Source organism: Enhygromyxa salina, from assembly GCF_000737335.2.
Lineage (GTDB): Bacteria > Myxococcota_A > Polyangia > Nannocystales > Nannocystaceae > Plesiocystis > Plesiocystis salina_C.
In genome coordinates, this window is the sequence record NZ_JMCC02000010.1 from 16,275 (window position 1) to 33,213 (window position 16,939).

Below are 16,939 nucleotides of genomic sequence, written 5' to 3' on the forward strand. Positions count from 1 at the left end.
GCTATGCATCGACGCAGGTGTTCCGGGCGGCCATCTGCGTTCCTGCTAGTCTGCGCGCGTGCGCTGGATCGTCGGAGACCTGCAAGGCTGCGCCCGCGAGCTCGACAAGCTGCTCGCCGCGATCGCCTTCAACCCAACTCACGATCAACTGTGGGCCGCCGGTGATCTGATCAACCGCGGCCCCGACTCGCTGGCGACGCTCCGTCGCTGGCGCGAGCTGGGCGGGCGCGGGGTGATCGGCAACCACGAAGTCTACGCGCTGTGTGCCCGCGCCGGACGGTGGCCGCGCAAGCCCGACACCCTTGGCGAGCTGTTCGCCGCCCCCGACGCCGAGGAGCTGTTCGCGTCGCTGCGAGCGCTGCCGGCGATGGCGTTCCTGCCTGGCGTCGATGGCGGCCGCGACGTGTGGCTGGTCCACGCGGGGGTCGATCCGCGCTGGCTCGATCTCCACGCTGCAGCCGCGCGGATCAACGGTGCCGAGCACGACGACGACTGGCTGCAGTCTGACGACGTCTCGTTCGCTACGCGGGTGCGCTGCTGTACCGCGGAAGGCGAGCGCAACCGCTTCGATGGGCCACCCGAGCGGTGCCCGCCGCCGTTTCGACCGTGGGACTCGTTCTATGCTGGCGAGGCGTTGATCGTGCACGGTCACTGGGCCCGGCGTGGGCACTATCGGGGGGTGAACACGATCGGGCTCGACTCGGGGTGTGTCTACGGTGGTCGGCTGACGGCCTGGTGTCTCGAGGAGGACCGCGTCGTGCAGGTCTAGAGCGCCGATCAGTTTGGAGTCGCGATTGAGCTGACCGAGAGCATGGTCTCGAGGGTGACATTGACATCCTCGAGCTTGGTAATTGCGACAATCGCATTGACTGGGAATGCAACGGTTGACATTGATGGAAGGCGGCCGTGAGCTGCTGCGCAATACTCATTCTCATGAAACGCGTGTGGGTCGGACTCGCACCTGGACCCACGGCGAGCGAGAACCTTCAAAACGCGGCCCCAGTTGACTGCCGCTTGGTATATGATGATGGGGAAGCGACGCGCGGCTCAATCGCGCATGGTGCGCAATGGCGGTCGTGAGATCACAAAATGCCCAATCCCAACAACGACACCCATCGTATTCGCAACCTGGAGGCTCGTCAGGCGCTCGAGCAGCTCAAAGCGCATTATGCCCGCAACTCCGACGCAGTATTCAACACACCCGGGGCGGCGAGCGCGATCGCGCTCGCGGACTTGTTCACCGAAGACGGAGTGCTCGATCTTGGCCCCTACGGCAAGTACGAGGGTCGGGCGGCGCTGCTCAACGCGTTCGAAAACCTGCTTCCCCAGGGGACCCGGTGGAGCACCCACTACATGATGAATCCACTGATCGACGTTCAGGGCCAGCACGCCACGGGCAGCTGGTACTACCTGATTCGCATGCTCCCGGCTGGCCCTGACGCCACCGTCGTCGAACTCTCCGGGTCGTACGACGACATATACCGGCACACGCCCGGGGGTTGGAAGATCAAGCAATCGATCAGCGGCTTTTTCATCCCCCCCGTTTGATCCGCTGGCGAAGAGCCGTGCCATGAGGCATGCGCCATGAGCCTCCCCTTGACAGGGTACCGCGACACCCGGTTGTTGCGGGCCTCGGGGCAGTCCCAGATCTACGAAACTGTGCGCCGGGCCGATGGTCGCCGGGTCATCGCCAAGGTGTTCGATCTCGGCGACGAGGACATCGAGTCCCGGGTCGAGCACGAATTTGCGCTGCTCGAGGCGTTGGACGTCGAGGGGGTGGTGCGGGCGCTCGAGCTGCAGCGTGTGGGCGAGCAGCTGGTGCTGCTGCTCGATCGAGCACCAGGTGTCAACCTTGCGGTCCACTGTTGCGGTCGCGCGCTCTCGCTCGAGCGCTTCATGGCGGTCGCGGTCCAGCTCGCGGACATCCTGGCGCGGGTCCACGCCCGCCGCATCATTCACCGCGACATCAAGCCCACCAATATCCTCATTGATCCAGACTCGGGCCGGATCGAACTCGCGGACTTTGGGATCTCGGTGCTGCTCGAGAACGAGCGTCGTCATCTCTACGACCCCGCCGTGCTCGAGGGCACGCTGCCGTACATCTCCCCTGAGCAGACCGGCCGTACGGGTCGCCCGGTCGACTTTCGCAGCGATCTGTACTCGCTCGGTGTGACGTTTTACGAGCTGCTGACCGGACGCCGGCCGTTCGAATACACGGCGCCGCTCGAGCTCATTCACGCTCACCTCGCCCGGGTCCCCGCTTCGCCAGCGGTCCACCGCCCTGGTTTGCCGGACGGCTTGGTCCGCGTGGTCATCAAGCTGTTGGCCAAGGCGCCGGAGCACCGCTACCAGACGGCCACCGGTCTCGCCGCCGATCTGCGTCACCTCAATCGGCTGCTGACCAGCGCCGACGAGGGTGACAGCTTCGTGCTGGGCCGCAATGACACGCCGCATGAGCTGCAGCTGCCACATCAGCTCTACGACCGAAGCGTCGAGGCCGAGGGCCTGACCGCCGAGCTCGAGCGCGTGATCCAAACCGATGGCGCCCACTTGTTGTTGGTGACCGGGCCGGCGGGGATCGGCAAGTCGGCGTTGATCGCCAACTTCGAGGTGACGGTCGCGGGCTATGGCAGCTACGTCGGGCGCGGCAAGTTCGACCGCGATCGGCCCTACTCCGGGTTCGTGCAGGCGTTTGTCGGACTCATCGAACAGCTCTTGACCGAGAGCGAGGCGCGGCTGGGTCGCTGGCGTGAGCGTCTTGGGGTGGCGCTCGGTGGGCTTGGCGGCGCTGTCATCGAGCTGCTCCCGATCCTCGCCTTGGTGCTTGGCGAGCAGCCCGCGTCCCCTTCGCTCGAACCACACGAGGCTCGCAACCGGGTGCACCTCGGGCTCGCGCGGTTCTTGTCGGTGTTCTGCGAGGACGGTCGGCCGTTGGTGTTGGTGCTCGAGGACCTGCACTGGGCTGACAACAGCAGCGTCGCGCTGCTCGAGGCGCTGCTCGACGGCGGCCGCCATGGCGCGATGTTGATGATCGGCAGCGTGCGTACCCACGAGCCTGGCCTGGACTCGCTCGATCCCTTGATCCAGAAGCTCCCCACCGAGCGGGTCGGGGTCACCCGCCTCGGCCCGCTGTCTCGGGCCGCGGTCGAGCAGCTATTGGCCGACACCTTGGGCCGTCCCGCGTCGACGCTGGGGGCGTTGACCGAGCTCGTCATCCGCAAGACCGACAACAACCCGCTGTTCATCCGCCAGCTGCTCACGCACTTGTATGAAGCCGGGCTGATGCGACCCGGTCCGCAGGGGTGGACCTACGACGATGACGCGATCGGGGCCGCCGGGATCCCCGACGACGCGCTCGAGCTCATGGCCGCCAAGCTCGCGGCGCTGCCCGATCGGGTCCGCGAGTTGTTGCAGCGCGCGGCCTGTATCGCAGACCGCTTTGATCCCGCCACGCTCGAGCTCATCTGCGAGCGACCCAGCGCCGAGCTGACGGCGACGCTGTATGACCTGGTCGCCGCCGGGTTGCTCGATCATGTTGGCGGCGAGTACCGCTTTGCCCACCACGGCGTGCGCGAGGCCGCCCGGCTCGAAGCTGGGGTGGAACTGAGCCAGCGCCTGCGTTGGCGGATCGGTCAGCAGCAGCTCGCGCAGCTGGATCCTCGGGCGACCGAGGGGCTGCTCGCGGTCGTCGATCACCTCAACGCTGGGCTGCCTGCTGCGGGCCCGCTCGAGCCGTCCACGCGCATCGGGCTGGCCAAGCTCAATCTGCGGGCTGGCCAATGGGCGCTTCAGAGCGCCGCCTATGAGCCAGCGCTGCGCTACCTCGAGCAGGGCCTCGCGCTAGTTGTCGGCGAGCGCGAGGCCGTCGCGCGACTTGGTGAGCGAGCGCCGGGTCATCAGACGATCCTCGATCTCGAATTTGCGCGCGCTCAGGTGATGGCCGCTTGCGGGCGCTCGCAGCTGGCCCAGGAAGCGTTCACGACACTGCTGGGCTGGGCCTTGCGGCCGCGCGAGCACGCGCGTGTGGCTGCGAGCTGGATCGCACACCTGAACCTGTGTGGCCGCAACGCCGAGGCCGTCGAGTTTGGGCTCGCGGCGCTGGGCCGCCACGGTTGCACGGTCGAGCCCGCGCCCTCCGCCGCCGACGCGCGAGGGGCTCTCGAGCGAGCGTGGTGCCGGGTGCGTGGGCTCGACGGCGAGCAGTTCATTGCGATGGGGCGCTGCGCTGACGAGCGCGTCGCGGCGGTCATGACGATCCTGACGCCGACCAAGACCGCGGCCTACGTGATCGACGCAAACGTGTACATCGTGCTGATCAGCGCCCAGCTGGATTGGGTGCTGCGCCACGGCGTGTGCCCGGATACCTCGCTGGGCCTCGCTCAGCTGTCGATCTGCGTGGGCTCGATGTTGGGCGAGGTCGAGGGGGCGATCCGAACCTCGCGGGCCGCGATCGCGCTGGCCGAGTGTGTCGACTCGAGGTCGACGCAGGTGCGTGTCGACGCGGTCACGCAGCTGTTCGTAGCGCACCTGGGGCGGCCGTTTGTCGAGCCGCTCTCACGCATGGACCGCGCCTACACACGCGCGCTCGAGGTCGGAGACTTCCTGTGGGCCGGCTACACAGGCGCCGTCGCGCTGTCGATGCACCTCGAGGTTGGCACGCACCTGCAGGTGCTCGGCCGGCTGTGCGATCGGTTCGAGCGCGAGCTTGGCAACCGCGCCTCGGGCGAGGCGTGTGGGGCCGCGTCAAGCCTGCACGCGATCGGTGTCGTGCTTGGCGGTCGCGCGAGTGAAGACGCGCTCGAGCAGGCGCGCGCGTGCTTGCAGCCCGATCAGATCGAGGCCCAAGGAGGCAGCCGCTACTCGCTCTACGTGACCATCGCCAACCGTGCGTTGGTCAGCCTGGTGCTCGGCGAGTCGAGCGAAGCGCTGCAACTTTGCGCACGGATCCTCGACACCGTCGAGCGGGTGTTGTTTGCGTCGTGGGTGATCCCGCGGGTGGCGTTGACGGCGATCGTCGCTGCCCAGCGCCAGCGCGAGGCGGGCCCGCCAACGGCCCGCGTTGGCGAGCGGGCCATCGAGATCGTTCGCCGCTGGGCCGCGAACTCGAGCGAGAACTATGCGCACTACCTCGACCTCGCCGAGGGCCTGATCGCCGCCAGCGATGCATCCACGCGCGAGGCTGGGATCTTGCTGGAGCGCGCGCGCGCCCACGCGTTCGAGCGTGGCTGCCGTTGGGTCGAAGGTCTCGCCGCCGAACAGCTCGCCGCGCTCGCCGAGCAAGACGGCCTCACGGGCTACGCCGCGGGGGCGCGTCAGCAGGCATGGAACGCCTACGCGGCGTGGGGCGCAGGGGCGAAGCTCGACCAGCTCCGCGCCGCGCACAGTCACGAGTTTCCGCTCGCGGTCGCAGCCGACTCGGGCGGCACCGGCTCGAGCTCACACCGGCCCCGCGCTCCGCTCGAGACCAGCTCGAGCAGCCCCGGGCGTCGCGGTCACGCGGGCGCGCTCGACTTCGACAGCGTGCTGCGCAGCGTCGCCGCGATCAGGGCTGACCTTCGCCTGGACCAAGTCACCGCCGCGGTCCTGAATGTTGCGATCACCAACGCGGGCGCCGATCACGGCATGCTCGTGCTCGAGCACGCGGGCGTGTTTGGGATCGTCGCCGCGGCGGGCCTCGACGTCGTCGCGCCCAGCAAGCCGCTGGCGCTCGCTCGCGCTGGGGCGAGCGCGCCGACCTCACTCATCAACTATGTGCTGCGCACGGGCACGCCCGTGGTCCTCGATGACGCTGGCGCTGACCTGCGGTTTTGCGACGACCCGTACATCGCGGAGCGCGGTGTGCTGTCGCTGCTGGGAATGCCGATCACCCACGCCAAGCGCACACAAGGCGTGCTCGTGCTCGAAAACCGGCTCAGCCGCAGCTGCTTCACGCCCGAGCGTCTAGACGTGCTTCAGCTGATCTCGGGACAAGCCGCGGGCGCGCTCGAGCACGCCCGGGTCCACGACGCGCTGCGCGAAGGCGAGGCCCGCTGGCGCTCGCTCGTCGACGGCGCGCCCGACGTGATCGCCTTGATCAACGAGGACGGCGAGGTCGAGTTTGTCAACCGTAGCGGCATGCAGACCGCCACCGGGCCGCAAGTGGGCTCGCGTGGCGGCGCCGGGGAGCGGGCCCAGATGCCCGAGCTGTTCGCGGGGTCGCCTGCGGCGGCGGACTGGAACCACGCCGTCGAGCGGGTGCTCGCAGAGGGCGTCGCGGGGGAGCTCGAGATCGAAGTGCCCCGTGATGTCGGCCCCTCGCGCTGGTACACCGCACGGCTCGCGCCGATCGAGGTCGGCGGACGAGCCGAGCCTGGCGCGCGGGCGCATCGCAAGGCGATCGCTATCGCAACCGACATCAGCGCGCGAAAGCAGGCAGAGGCCGACAAGCGCTCGCTCGAGGCCCAGATGCGACAGCAGCAGCGGCTCGAGGCGATCGGTACATTGGCGAGCGGCGTCGCTCATGAGATCAACAATCCGATTCAGGGGATCATGAATTATGCCGAGCTGATCAGCGCAAGCCCACACAAGCGGGAGCTGGTTGAAGAATTCGCCGCCGAGATCTTTCATGAATCCGAACGCGTGGCCACGATCGTGCGCAACTTGCTGTCGTTCTCGCGCCACGAGGGGCTGGCGCCAGTGGCGGACACGAACCTCGGCGCGCTCGTCAATAGCACGCTGTCGCTGATTCACTCGATCGTATTCAAGGACCAGATCACGCTTCGGATTGCGATTCCGGCTGATCTGCCGCTGGTTCGTTGCCGGAGTCAGCAGATCCAGCAGATCGTCATGAACCTGGTCACCAACGCCCGCGACGCGCTCAACAGCACAATTGGTAGGGACCACGAGACCAAGCAAATCGAGATTCGCGCCGAGCGACTCTTGCGGCCGGAGCACGCGTCCCACGGCGCCTGGGTGCGCTTGACCGTCGAGGACCAGGGGCCGGGGATCCCCGCCGACATCTTGCCGCGGATCTTCGATCCCTTCTTTACCACCAAAGGGCGTGACCAGGGCACCGGCCTGGGGTTGGCGGTGTCTCACGGGATCGCCCGCGAGCACGGCGGCGAGCTGAGCGTCGACAGTGTGCCGGGGAAGGGCACCCGCTTCTTTCTGGATCTGCCTGCGGGTTGGTAGTCTTCACGCCCTTCTCGGTGCGCCCGTGCTCGGAGCTTCGCGCCTCCGTGCGGGCCGAACGACCCCGGAGTCGCGTCTCGCTGCTGCAAACCACTCGTTCATGCGACCCGTGGAGCCTGGATCTCCCGAGTCACGGAGACGCCGCCGCGGGCGGCAGTGGAGCAGGCGCTCGCGGGCGCGAAGCGATCGAAGCGTCGCCAAAGCCGACGGAAGCGAAGCCGCGAGCGGGCGCCAATCACGAAGAACGAGGCGGTCACGGCAAGCGCGACGAAAGGGTGTGCCCAGGCCAGCGCGGCACACCCAGGCGCCAGGCCGCGAAGCTGACCTGACGATCCCCGCGACGCAGGAGCAACCTCGGGCCGGGCTCGGCGTTGCCTTCGAGGTGTCGAGCTGCGCCCCCAGGCCAGGTACGCCGAGCACCGACGCGGGAGATCGATGCCTCGTGACATCGGCGTAGACGTGCGCAAATTCGCCGGAGCGCGAGGGCCAGGTTGGGCGCGTCGCCGCCCAGAAAAACCAGGCGAAACCGCGTGATCGCCTGCCACGAAAATATTCTGGTTTGACGTTGAACCGAATGCCAGCCGCCGACCCTCACTGGGGTTGCCCTGACTTCGGTGAGCGGCTATCTGTGCCCGCTTCCATGAGCGCGCGCGCCTCCTCCATCGCCGGGATCGACTTTGGCACCTCGAACAGCGTGGTCGCGCTGGCCGGGCCAGATCGTCGGCCTCGCTTCGCCGATTTTACGCTGCTCGGGCAGCTGACCCAGAGCTTTCGCAGCTTGTTGTTCTTCGATCTCGAGGACCAGCAATTCCGTGGCACAATCAACTATTCGGCCGGCCCCGAGGGCATCGAGGCCTACCTCGACGCGCTCGGCGACGGCCGGCTGATCCAGTCGTTCAAGACCCACCTGAGCTCGCGGACGCTCGGCCGCACAATGGTCGGGCCGCACTCGCTCGACCTCGACGGGCTGCTCACGCTGTTCCTCAGGCGCCTGCGCGAGCGCGCGCAGGCCAGCCTTGGCGTCCCGATCGAGCGGGCGGTGTTTGGCCGGCCCGTGCGGTTCGCGGGCGCGAAGGACGAAGAGGCGAACGCACGCGCAGAGGACCGGCTGCGCGCGGCCGCCCGCGAGGCGGGGATCGCCGAGGTCCACGTCGAGCTCGAGCCGATCGCGGCCGCGTATCACTACGAAGCGGGGCTCGAGCATGACGAGCTGGCGATGGTCGCTGACTTTGGCGCAGGCACGACCGACTTTTGTGTGATGCGGATCGGGCCGAGCCGGCGCGAAGACAGCGAGCGCGGCGCGGACGTGCTCGCAACCGGCGGGGTTGGGGTCGCGGGTGACAACCTGGACGCGGCGCTGATTCAGCATGTTGTGGCGCCGCAATTGGGGAAGGGGACGTATTATGAGGAGTTCAATAAGCGCCTGCTGATCCCACCTTCGTATTACTACAAGCTGTCGCACTGGCATCAATTGTCGTTCTTGCGGACCGAGCGGACCCGCAGTGACCTGCTGCGGCTGTACCAGCGCGCCGAGCAGCCCGAGGCGATCGCCGCGTTGGTGGCGATCATCGAGGACAATCAGGGGTTTCATTTGCACAAGTCGGTCGAGGCCGCGAAGATTGCGCTTTCGTCTGGGGCGACCGCTGAATTCCGCTATGAATATGAGGACTTCAAGGTGGTCGCGGAGGTCTGCCGGGGGGACTTCGAGGGGTGGATAGCGAAGGATGTCACGGCGATCGTGGATTGCCTGGATGAGACCCTGGCCAAGGTTGGGCTGGCTGCGGGGGATATCGATCGGGTGTTCATGACCGGTGGGACGGCGTTTGTGCCGAGCGTGCGGCGGGAGTTTGCGGCGCGGTTTGGGGCGAAGAAGCTGAGCAGCGGCGACGAGCTTTCGTCGATCGCGGCGGGGTTGGCCGCGTGTGGGCGGCGGTTGGGCTAGCGCTAGCCGGCCGCCACAGTCCCCTGAGCGCGAGGCCCCACCACTGGAACCGCTCGCATGATCAATCGAAGTCGACGAGGGCGGCCGCACCGATCCCGATCCCGATCGCGCTGGCGCTCGCGCTCGCGTCCATGAGCGCGGCCTCGATCACGACCAGCTCCGAGACTGGATCGACCTGGGGCGCGACGTGCCGCAGCTGCGCCCGCGTCTCACCACCGGCTTCAAACCGCACGGTGACCTGATCTCCCAGGGCCACGCCCGCGAGCGCCTCGGGCTCGACCGCGAAGCGCACCCACAGCGTGTCGACGTCGATCAAGCGGAGGATCGGCGAGCTCGGCCCCGTGACCGCGCCGCCGTCGAGGTAGCGCTGGGCGACGACCCCGGTGAAGGGGGACGTGAGCGCGCTGTCCTCGAGTTGCCGACGCAGCCTCGCGATTCGGGCCCGGCTCTCGGCGACGCTCGCGTCGGCCTGCTCGAGCGTCGCGGCGCTGCGCTTGGCGGCGAACACCGCCTCGTCCAGGACCAGCGCGGGCACGTGCCCCTGCGCCGCGAGGGCCTCGAGCTGGTCGGCCGCCTGGGCGCGCTGGGTTGCGTCGAGCTCGGCCGCGGCCGACCCCGCGCGCTGACGACGAAGCTCCGCCTCTGCGATCGACAGGTCCTCGCGGATCCGACGATCGTCGAGGATCGCCAGGACCTGGCCCGCGACGACCCGATCCCCGGGCTGCACGCGCACCTCGACCAGCTCACCGGCGAGCGATGGGGCGACGTCGACGGCCCGAGCCGGCACGACCACCCCGATCAGATCAGTCAGCTCGGTCAGCTCGGTCAGCCCGTCCGGCTCGACACGCGACGGCTGCCCGGAGCTGTCGGCCTCGGTCTGCGCCCGCGCTGAGGGATCGAGCGTCACCGCGGGCGACAACTCGACCGTGGTCGTTGGGTCCCCGGGCGCACACGCGACGAGCAGCGCCGCGAGGGCGGCCCACACACAAGCCATTCGATCAAGCATGTGGCTGCTCCTCCGCGGGCGCTCGCGGATCTCGCTCGCTGCCGGCCGCGACCAGGTCTCGATAGATCTGACAGCGCTCGAGCAGCAGCTCATGGCTGCCTGTGTCGACGATCTTTCCCTCGTGCATCACGACGATCCGATCCGCGAACGCGATCGTGCTCAAGCGGTGCGCGATGATCACCCGCACACACGACATCGCCGCCAGCTCGTCCATCACCTGCCGCTCCGTTCGTGTGTCGAGGGCCGAGGTCGCCTCGTCGAGCAGCAGGATCGCCGGCTCGTTGACGAGCGCGCGGGCCAGCGCGACACGCTGCCGCTGGCCGCCCGACAGCGAGCCCCCACCCTCGGAGACGATCGTGTCGTAGCCCATGCCCATGCCCATGATGTCGTCGTGGATCGCGGCGCGCCGGCCGGCCTGGGTGATCGCGTCGATCGTGACGCCTGGATGACTCATCGCAATGTTCTCCCGCAGGCTCTGTCCAAACACGTAAGGGTGCTGGGGCACAAAGCCGAGCTGACGCCTGACGCCGCGCAGGTCCAGGCCCGTGAGCTCGTGTTCGTCATAGTGGATGGTCCCCTCGCTCGGCCGATGCAGCGCCAACATCAAGCTAGCGAGGGTTGACTTGCCTGAGCCCGAGCGACCCACGATCGCCACACACTCGCCAGGTTCGACGTCGAGGTTGACGTCGCGGACCACAAACGGCGCCTTGGCGTCATAGCGAAACGACACACCCCGCAAGCTGATCTTGCCGGTCAAGCGCGGCGCGGTGGTGGTCTCGCGGCGATCCTGCTCGGGTGGGGTCGACAGCACGTCGCTGATGCGATCGATGTAGCCACCCAGGCGCTGAAACTGCAGGCCGCTGGCGACCAGCGAGGCGAGCGGCGCCAAGAACCCGGCCGCGAGCGCGTTGAGGGCCAGCATGCCACCGAGCGAGAGCTCGCCCTGCATCACCAACACGGCGCCCAGGCTCAGGATCACAAACGGCGAGGCCGTGCTCAGCCCGGTCATCGCGGCGCCGATCTTGGCCTCGAGTCGGCCGGTGTCGAGCGACACGTTGAGCTCGTCGACAAAGCGCTCGGACCAGCGCGCGACCGCCTGGCCTTCGGCGCCGGCGACCTTGAGCGTCTCGATCCCGCCAAGTATCTGGACCAGGTAATTTTGCGCGCGCGCCTGGGCCTCGAGGTTCTCGCGCATGAGATCCGCGACCCGGCGGCGCGAGGCCACAAACACGACGACCTGCGCCACGCCAAGGCCCAAGGTCACGAGCCCCAGCGCGGGGCTCAGCGCCATGATCAGCGCGAGGTAGATCAGCACCAATCCGCCATCGAGCACCGCTGACAGCGTGTTGCTGGTCAGGGTCTCGCGGATGTTGGTGTTGCTCGCCACGCGCATCATCAGATCCCCAGCGGAGCGGCGCTGAAAAAACGCGTAGGGGAGCTCGACGAGGTGTTCGAGGAACCCGAGCGTCAGGCGTACGTCGAGGTTGGTCCGCAGCTGCAGCAGCAGGTGGGAGCGGGTCAGCGCCCCGAGCACCTGAAACAAGACGACGCCGACGAGCCCGACGCAGACCACCAACAACAGGTGATGCTCGCTGCGCGGGACCACGTGGTCGACGATCAGCGCCGTCAGGATCGGCAGCGCCAGGGCCAGGATCCGCAGCAGCACCGACCCGACGACGATCCGCCACAGCAGCGCGCGCTGGCCAAACAGGTGGCCAAGATAGGTGCGCAGCCGGCTGTCTTTGAGCTTGTTGGGCTCGAACGCCGCGCCCGGCTCGACGACCACCGCGACCCCCGTGAACGAGCCGGAGAAGCGCTCGAGGCTGACCCGCCGGCGCCCCGCCGCCGGATCAACCAGCTCGACGTGGCGACCGACGACGCGATCAAACACCACGAAGTGGTTGAACTCCCAGTGCAGGATCGCGCCAGACGGGAGATAGCGCAGGTCCTCCATGTCGATCCTGAGCCCCCGCGCGCGCATGCCAAAGCGCTCGGCGCCAGCAACCAGCGAGCCGGCGTCGAGCCCATCGCGGCCGCTCCCGAGCTCGCGCCGGACCTCGTCGAGGCGCAGCTCTCGACCGTGAAAGCTCATCGCCATGGTCAAGCACGCCGCGCCGCAGTCGGCCCACTCGTGCTGCATGACGACCGGAACCCGACGCTTGTGGGGTCGGCGTCCGAGCCGGCGGAGCGCGGTGAAACGCTGGCCCAAGTCAGCCACGGGTCAGCGCTCCTTGGAGACCGGGGATCAACATCTCGAGCAGCGAGCGCGAGTCCACGCGAACCTCGGCGCGCGCCTGCATCCCGTCGTGAAACCGATAGCTGCGGCCATCGACGACAAACTCCGGGCTAGCGAGGGTCGCCTCGACCAACACCATCGGGCCCGCGATCGTGAGGCTGTCCGCCAACGCTGGACCCAAGAAGCGCTGGACCTCGGACGGACCCACGACCTCGTCGCTGACCCGCGAGATCGTGACGCGCTGGTAGGCGCGAGGGTAGCCGGGCAGCTCGATCCGCATCGCCATGCCCGGCTCGATCCGGGGGCTGTCTGCGCCCGGCATCAACGCGACCACGCGCTGCGCGTCGTCGGCTCGAACCAGTGACATCACGATCTCACCGACCCCAATGTGCTGGCCAGAACGAATCCGCAGATCACTGACGACCCCACCAACGGGCGCGCGGATCTCTCGCTCGGCCAGGGCCGCGCGGGCGTCGCGACGTTGCCGACGCAGCGCCACGACCGACGCTGCGGTGGCCTGATCTTGCGGGTCCAGCAGCCGCGCGCGCAGCTGCGATCGCCAGCTCGCTTCGACCCGCGTCAGCTCGTCTCGGGCCTGGCGGTCGTCGAGTCGCGCGAGCAGATCGCCTGGCTGCACCACTTGGCCGGGGGTGACCGCGAGCTCGCTCAGGGGCCCGCTCGCGCTCGCCGTGACCTCGCTGCGCGCCTGCAGCCGCACCACCGCCGGCCCCGCGCTGTAGATGTTGACCCGGCCGAGCACCAGATAGGCCAGCGCGCTGACAACCAACGCGACGACCAGGCGGTGGGTCCACACGACCCAGGCCCCATTCACCCGCACGACATCCCCGCCGCGGGCGACCTTCCTGCGCTCGCGCAGGGCCTCGGCGCGAAACGGTCCCTCGCTGCGGGTCTCGTGCTCGCGCACCACCAGCGCGACCTCTTCACGCCGCGCGAGGTGATCCATCATGGGCCCCGCTCGGGCCACGAACAGCCCCAAGGTCCCGCGCTCGCGCGGATCGAAGCCGTGACGGTGGGCCGCACGAGCGACGACGATCACCGCGTGCACGTCACCGCCGGCCCCACGGATCGGCGCGACCAAGAGCTGTTCACGACCGTCGCCGCCCGGATCGTCGAGCGCCCGACAATAGCGAGGATCCGCGTCGGCTCGGGTCGCCCACACCCCTCGGCCCGTTCGCGCGACAAACCCGCTGATGCCCTCGTTGGCCCAGCCTTCACGGGCGTGCGGGCCCAATGCCCACAGCGCGCCGGCGTGTGCGTCGTGCAGCAGGCAGTGGACACGATCGGCGCGCAGCAGCTCGAGCAACGCGGCGCAGACTGCCGCGGTCGCGGTCGCGGGGTCTTCGCTGCTCGCAAACCGGCCCGCTGCGTCTAGCACCGCTTTGTGCAGCTTCGCGTCGTCGATTGACTCGGGCACCGGATCGCCAGCCGGTGGCCCCATCAACGCGCTAGCGATCAGGTCGGTGAGATCAGGGGGAGAGATCTCTGGGCCGACGACAAAATAGATGCGTGGATCGGCGAGCGTCACCCACCCCTGGCTTGGGGCGCTCACGATCACGCGCGCCCGCGCCCCAACGACGGCGAGCCCCTTGTTTAGCGTGGATTCGTCGACCCGATGAAATACGACGAGTGCCACTGGCTCTGCCGCGAGACAAGCTGCCAGCTCCGTGGCAATGGGTCCACAACGTACAGTTTCAATATGCGCGCTCGAGGCGGCTTCGATTGCATCTAGTCCTTCGTCATTTCCAATCACCAAGACGGCAATGCCGTCCTCGCGGTCGGGTGACTTCAATGTTCGATCCAGGCTCATGGAGGGGGTGTGGTGGCGGTTGATGTGCTCACTGTGCGGTAATGACGTTGTTTCGACCAGCGATCACATGTGCTTATATCTCCATCGTCGTGATGGCGCGGCTGGCCGCGCTGTCATAACGCAGACCAACGAAAGTCGAAAGAAAAAACAATGAAGCACATCAATGATCGTATCGCATCTCGCCGCAGCCGTACGCCCGGAAAGGAGCTCCAGCGGGACGAGCTCGGCTCCGCCGTGGGCGGTGGCTGCTGCGTCCAGGGTTGCTCGGGCTGCGACCTCCCGGCGTTCCCGAAGCCGAAGCCGTTCCCGACCCTCCCGGGCGGCCAGCTCCCCAGCTTCCCGTAGGCTGTGTGGGCGGGCTCCACGTGGCGCCCGCCCCTTTTTATTGTGTATCTGCTCAATCGCACCCCCTCACTTGCCCCCACCTCACGGCGGGCCCAGCCGGACGATCTACCTATCATGCAGCTCCCACGCGAGACCCCTAGCATCGACCCCGAGGCCACCATCGCTCGGCACATCGCCGACGTCGCTTGTTTGCTGCGTGACGTCTCGCCAAATGCGGTCGCCCGAATCGTTGAGCAGCTCCACGCGACCCGCCTCGCGGATGGGGTTGTTTATGCATTTGGAAATGGCGGCAGTGCGGCGACGGCCATGCATCTTTGCAATGATCTGCTCGCCAACGGCGCGGGGTACCCCACGCCGCTGCGGGTCCAGTGTCTGGCCAGCAATATCAGTACATTCTCGGCGCTCGCCAACGACACCGGCTACGAGAACGTGTTCGTGGGTCAGTTGCGCAGCCTTCAATCCACGGATATGGTCATTGCGATCTCGGCCTCTGGCAACTCGGAAAACTGTGTGCGCGCCGTGGCCCGAGCCAACGAGGTGGGCGCGACCAGCATCGGGCTGGTCGGCTTCGACGGCGGGCGCCTGGCCACGACCTGCGCCCTGAGCGTCCACGTGCCCCGCCACGACTATCTCGCGGTCGAGGATGTTCACAGCGTGCTGTGCCACGCGATCGCCCGCGCGCTCGGCAATGCCTAGTTCTCGATCTTTGACGAAAGGGCCGCGAGGCCGCTCATGATGTCCGAATCAACCCATCCGACCCCCATCGACTGGTGGCCCGTCAGCATCGATGATCGCATTGGTGACGCCCTCGACGGGTTCATCGACACGCTCCAAGCCAGCCCGGTCGAGCTCGATCTCGCCGCGCTCGAGCATGCCGACGCGTGTCTGACCCACGCGATGCAGGTGGAGATCCACGACATCATCGATGGCGCCGCGCTGTCGCATTATTGCCACCTGATCAACGGCTGGGGCGACGCGCGCCTGGGCGGCGGGCAGCTCGGCGATGGGCTTGGTTTCTACGCCCGATCGGGCGCGACGCGCCCCTACATCCGCCAGTTCCATCGCGACGGGGACTTTCATCCGTGGCAGACCTTGGCCTATGCGGTCATGGCCGGCGCCGATCTCGACCGTGAATTGCCAGGGCTCGGGGTCACGCTGCGCCAGCTGTACCTCGAGAGCCGCGAGATCCCGACCGCCGAGGGCGAGGAGCTTGGCCACCTGCTGTTTGCGCTGGCCCACATGGATCCACCCGCGGACTTTTGTGTGGAGCTCGACGGTCGCACCTGCGGGCTGGTGGACATCATGGAGCTGGCGATCACAGCCCACCACCACGGGCACTTTCGGGTCTGCTGCAAGACCCACCTGAGCGAGGGTATCTGCGCCGCAGCGGCGAAGCTGCCCTCGCTGCACGGCTACCGTGAGCAGGCCCAGGCGTTCCTCGACGGGCAGCTCGACATGATGCTGTTGCTGACCCTCGCCGGGCGTGAGCGCTGCGCGGCCCAGCTGTCGGGCCAGCCGCTGGACCCGGGCTCACTGAGCGAGGCGATCTTGAAGGCGCTGGCGCGGACCAGCAACTTCGAGGATCACCTGTTCTTCGCGGGGCACCTGCTCGAGCTCGGGGTGTTTGCGGCCAGCTTTGGCTACGAGCTGCCCCAGGTCCATCGCCGCGCGATGGCCTTGCTCGCCAACCTGACCAACACGATCCTGCCCCAGTACCTCGGGCGCAGCGGGTTCGCCGAGCACTTCTTGTTTTACGGGCACTATCGCCGGGCGATCACCTTGTTGCCCACGATGCTCGCGGCGGCCGACGAACCCGGCTGGACGCTCGACCGCACGACCCTCGCGGCCTTTACCGTCGACTTCAATCTCCCGCGCGAGGCCCCGCAGCTGGTCGAGCCGCCCGGCGCGGACGCGTGGACGATCGCCCCCGCGGCGGTCCCTCGCGCGAACTTTCTGGACATCGTGCAGGCCGCCCGCGCGCAGCTGCCCGAGGGGTTCGAGCTGCGTGGAAACCGGGCCCACTATCGTCACATCAAGCCGCATCACTGGCCCAAGTCGCTGCATTACGAGCTGCTCGATCACACCAGCCAAGGCCCCTGGTACGCGCTCGAGCTGCACGTCGAAGACGACGTCGTCGCGGCGTTGATCCCGGCCCTCGCCGCCCAACAGTCGGTGTTCGCCGCGGTGTTCGGCGAGCCCCACGTCGCGTGGGTCCCGAGCTGGGGCAACGGCGCGCGGCTGCAGGCGTTCATCCCCGACGACAGTGACCCCGAGCAGGTCGCCCGCCTGGTCAGGGCTGCGATCGATCGCAGCTACGCCGAGGTCGATCGCGCTTACCAAGCGCTGCGCGAGCGGGTTGGTCCGCTCGGCCTCACCCAACCCGAGCTGTTCACGCTGCGCTGAGCCCCAGCG

At 67.9% G+C, this 16,939-nt stretch carries 9 protein-coding genes; 6 read left to right on the plus strand and 3 right to left on the minus strand.

What is annotated here, in order from left to right; all coding sequences use genetic code 11:
- Positions 1 to 58: 58 nt before the first annotated feature.
- From DB30_RS05115 to DB30_RS05130, 4 genes are all read left to right on the plus strand, one after another.
- Complete coding sequence (locus DB30_RS05115; RefSeq protein WP_052546847.1) at positions 59 to 769, plus strand: metallophosphoesterase; 711 nt, start codon at positions 59 to 61, stop codon at positions 767 to 769.
- Between the two features lie 320 nt (positions 770 to 1,089).
- Entirely contained in the window at positions 1,090 to 1,548 is a 459-nt protein-coding gene (locus DB30_RS05120; protein ID WP_052546848.1) for a nuclear transport factor 2 family protein, read from the plus strand.
- A gap of 36 nt (positions 1,549 to 1,584) precedes the next feature.
- Positions 1,585 to 7,170, plus strand: a complete 5,586-nt coding sequence (locus DB30_RS05125; protein ID WP_052546849.1) for a protein kinase domain-containing protein — start codon at positions 1,585 to 1,587, stop codon at positions 7,168 to 7,170.
- Between the two features lie 640 nt (positions 7,171 to 7,810).
- On the plus strand, positions 7,811 to 9,112 hold the full coding sequence (locus DB30_RS05130) for an Hsp70 family protein (RefSeq protein ID WP_052546850.1): 1,302 nt from the start codon (positions 7,811 to 7,813) through the stop codon (positions 9,110 to 9,112).
- Between the two features lie 61 nt (positions 9,113 to 9,173).
- Here DB30_RS05130 and DB30_RS05135 read toward each other — a convergent pair whose 3' ends face one another.
- From DB30_RS05135 to DB30_RS05145, 3 genes are read right to left on the minus strand one after another with little or no spacing between them, the layout of a single operon-like run.
- Complete coding sequence (locus DB30_RS05135) at positions 9,174 to 10,118, minus strand: efflux RND transporter periplasmic adaptor subunit (protein WP_165703632.1); 945 nt, start codon at positions 10,116 to 10,118, stop codon at positions 9,174 to 9,176.
- Complete coding sequence (locus DB30_RS05140) at positions 10,111 to 12,336, minus strand: peptidase domain-containing ABC transporter (RefSeq protein ID WP_052546852.1); 2,226 nt, start codon at positions 12,334 to 12,336, stop codon at positions 10,111 to 10,113. The genes DB30_RS05135 and DB30_RS05140 overlap by 8 nt, the downstream gene beginning before the upstream one ends.
- Positions 12,329 to 14,008, minus strand: a complete 1,680-nt coding sequence (locus DB30_RS05145; RefSeq protein WP_052546853.1) for an HlyD family efflux transporter periplasmic adaptor subunit — start codon at positions 14,006 to 14,008, stop codon at positions 12,329 to 12,331. Before DB30_RS05145 ends, DB30_RS05140 begins: the two co-directional genes overlap by 8 nt.
- A 633-nt stretch (positions 14,009 to 14,641) precedes the next feature.
- On the opposite strand from DB30_RS05145, the gene DB30_RS05150 reads away from it, so the two are divergent.
- Complete coding sequence (locus DB30_RS05150; protein ID WP_052546854.1) at positions 14,642 to 15,223, plus strand: D-sedoheptulose-7-phosphate isomerase; 582 nt, start codon at positions 14,642 to 14,644, stop codon at positions 15,221 to 15,223.
- A 36-nt stretch (positions 15,224 to 15,259) separates the two neighbouring features.
- Positions 15,260 to 16,930, plus strand: coding sequence for a hypothetical protein (locus tag DB30_RS05155; RefSeq protein ID WP_052546855.1), 1,671 nt, complete (start codon positions 15,260 to 15,262; stop codon positions 16,928 to 16,930).
- The last annotated feature ends 9 nt before the right edge of the window (positions 16,931 to 16,939 follow it).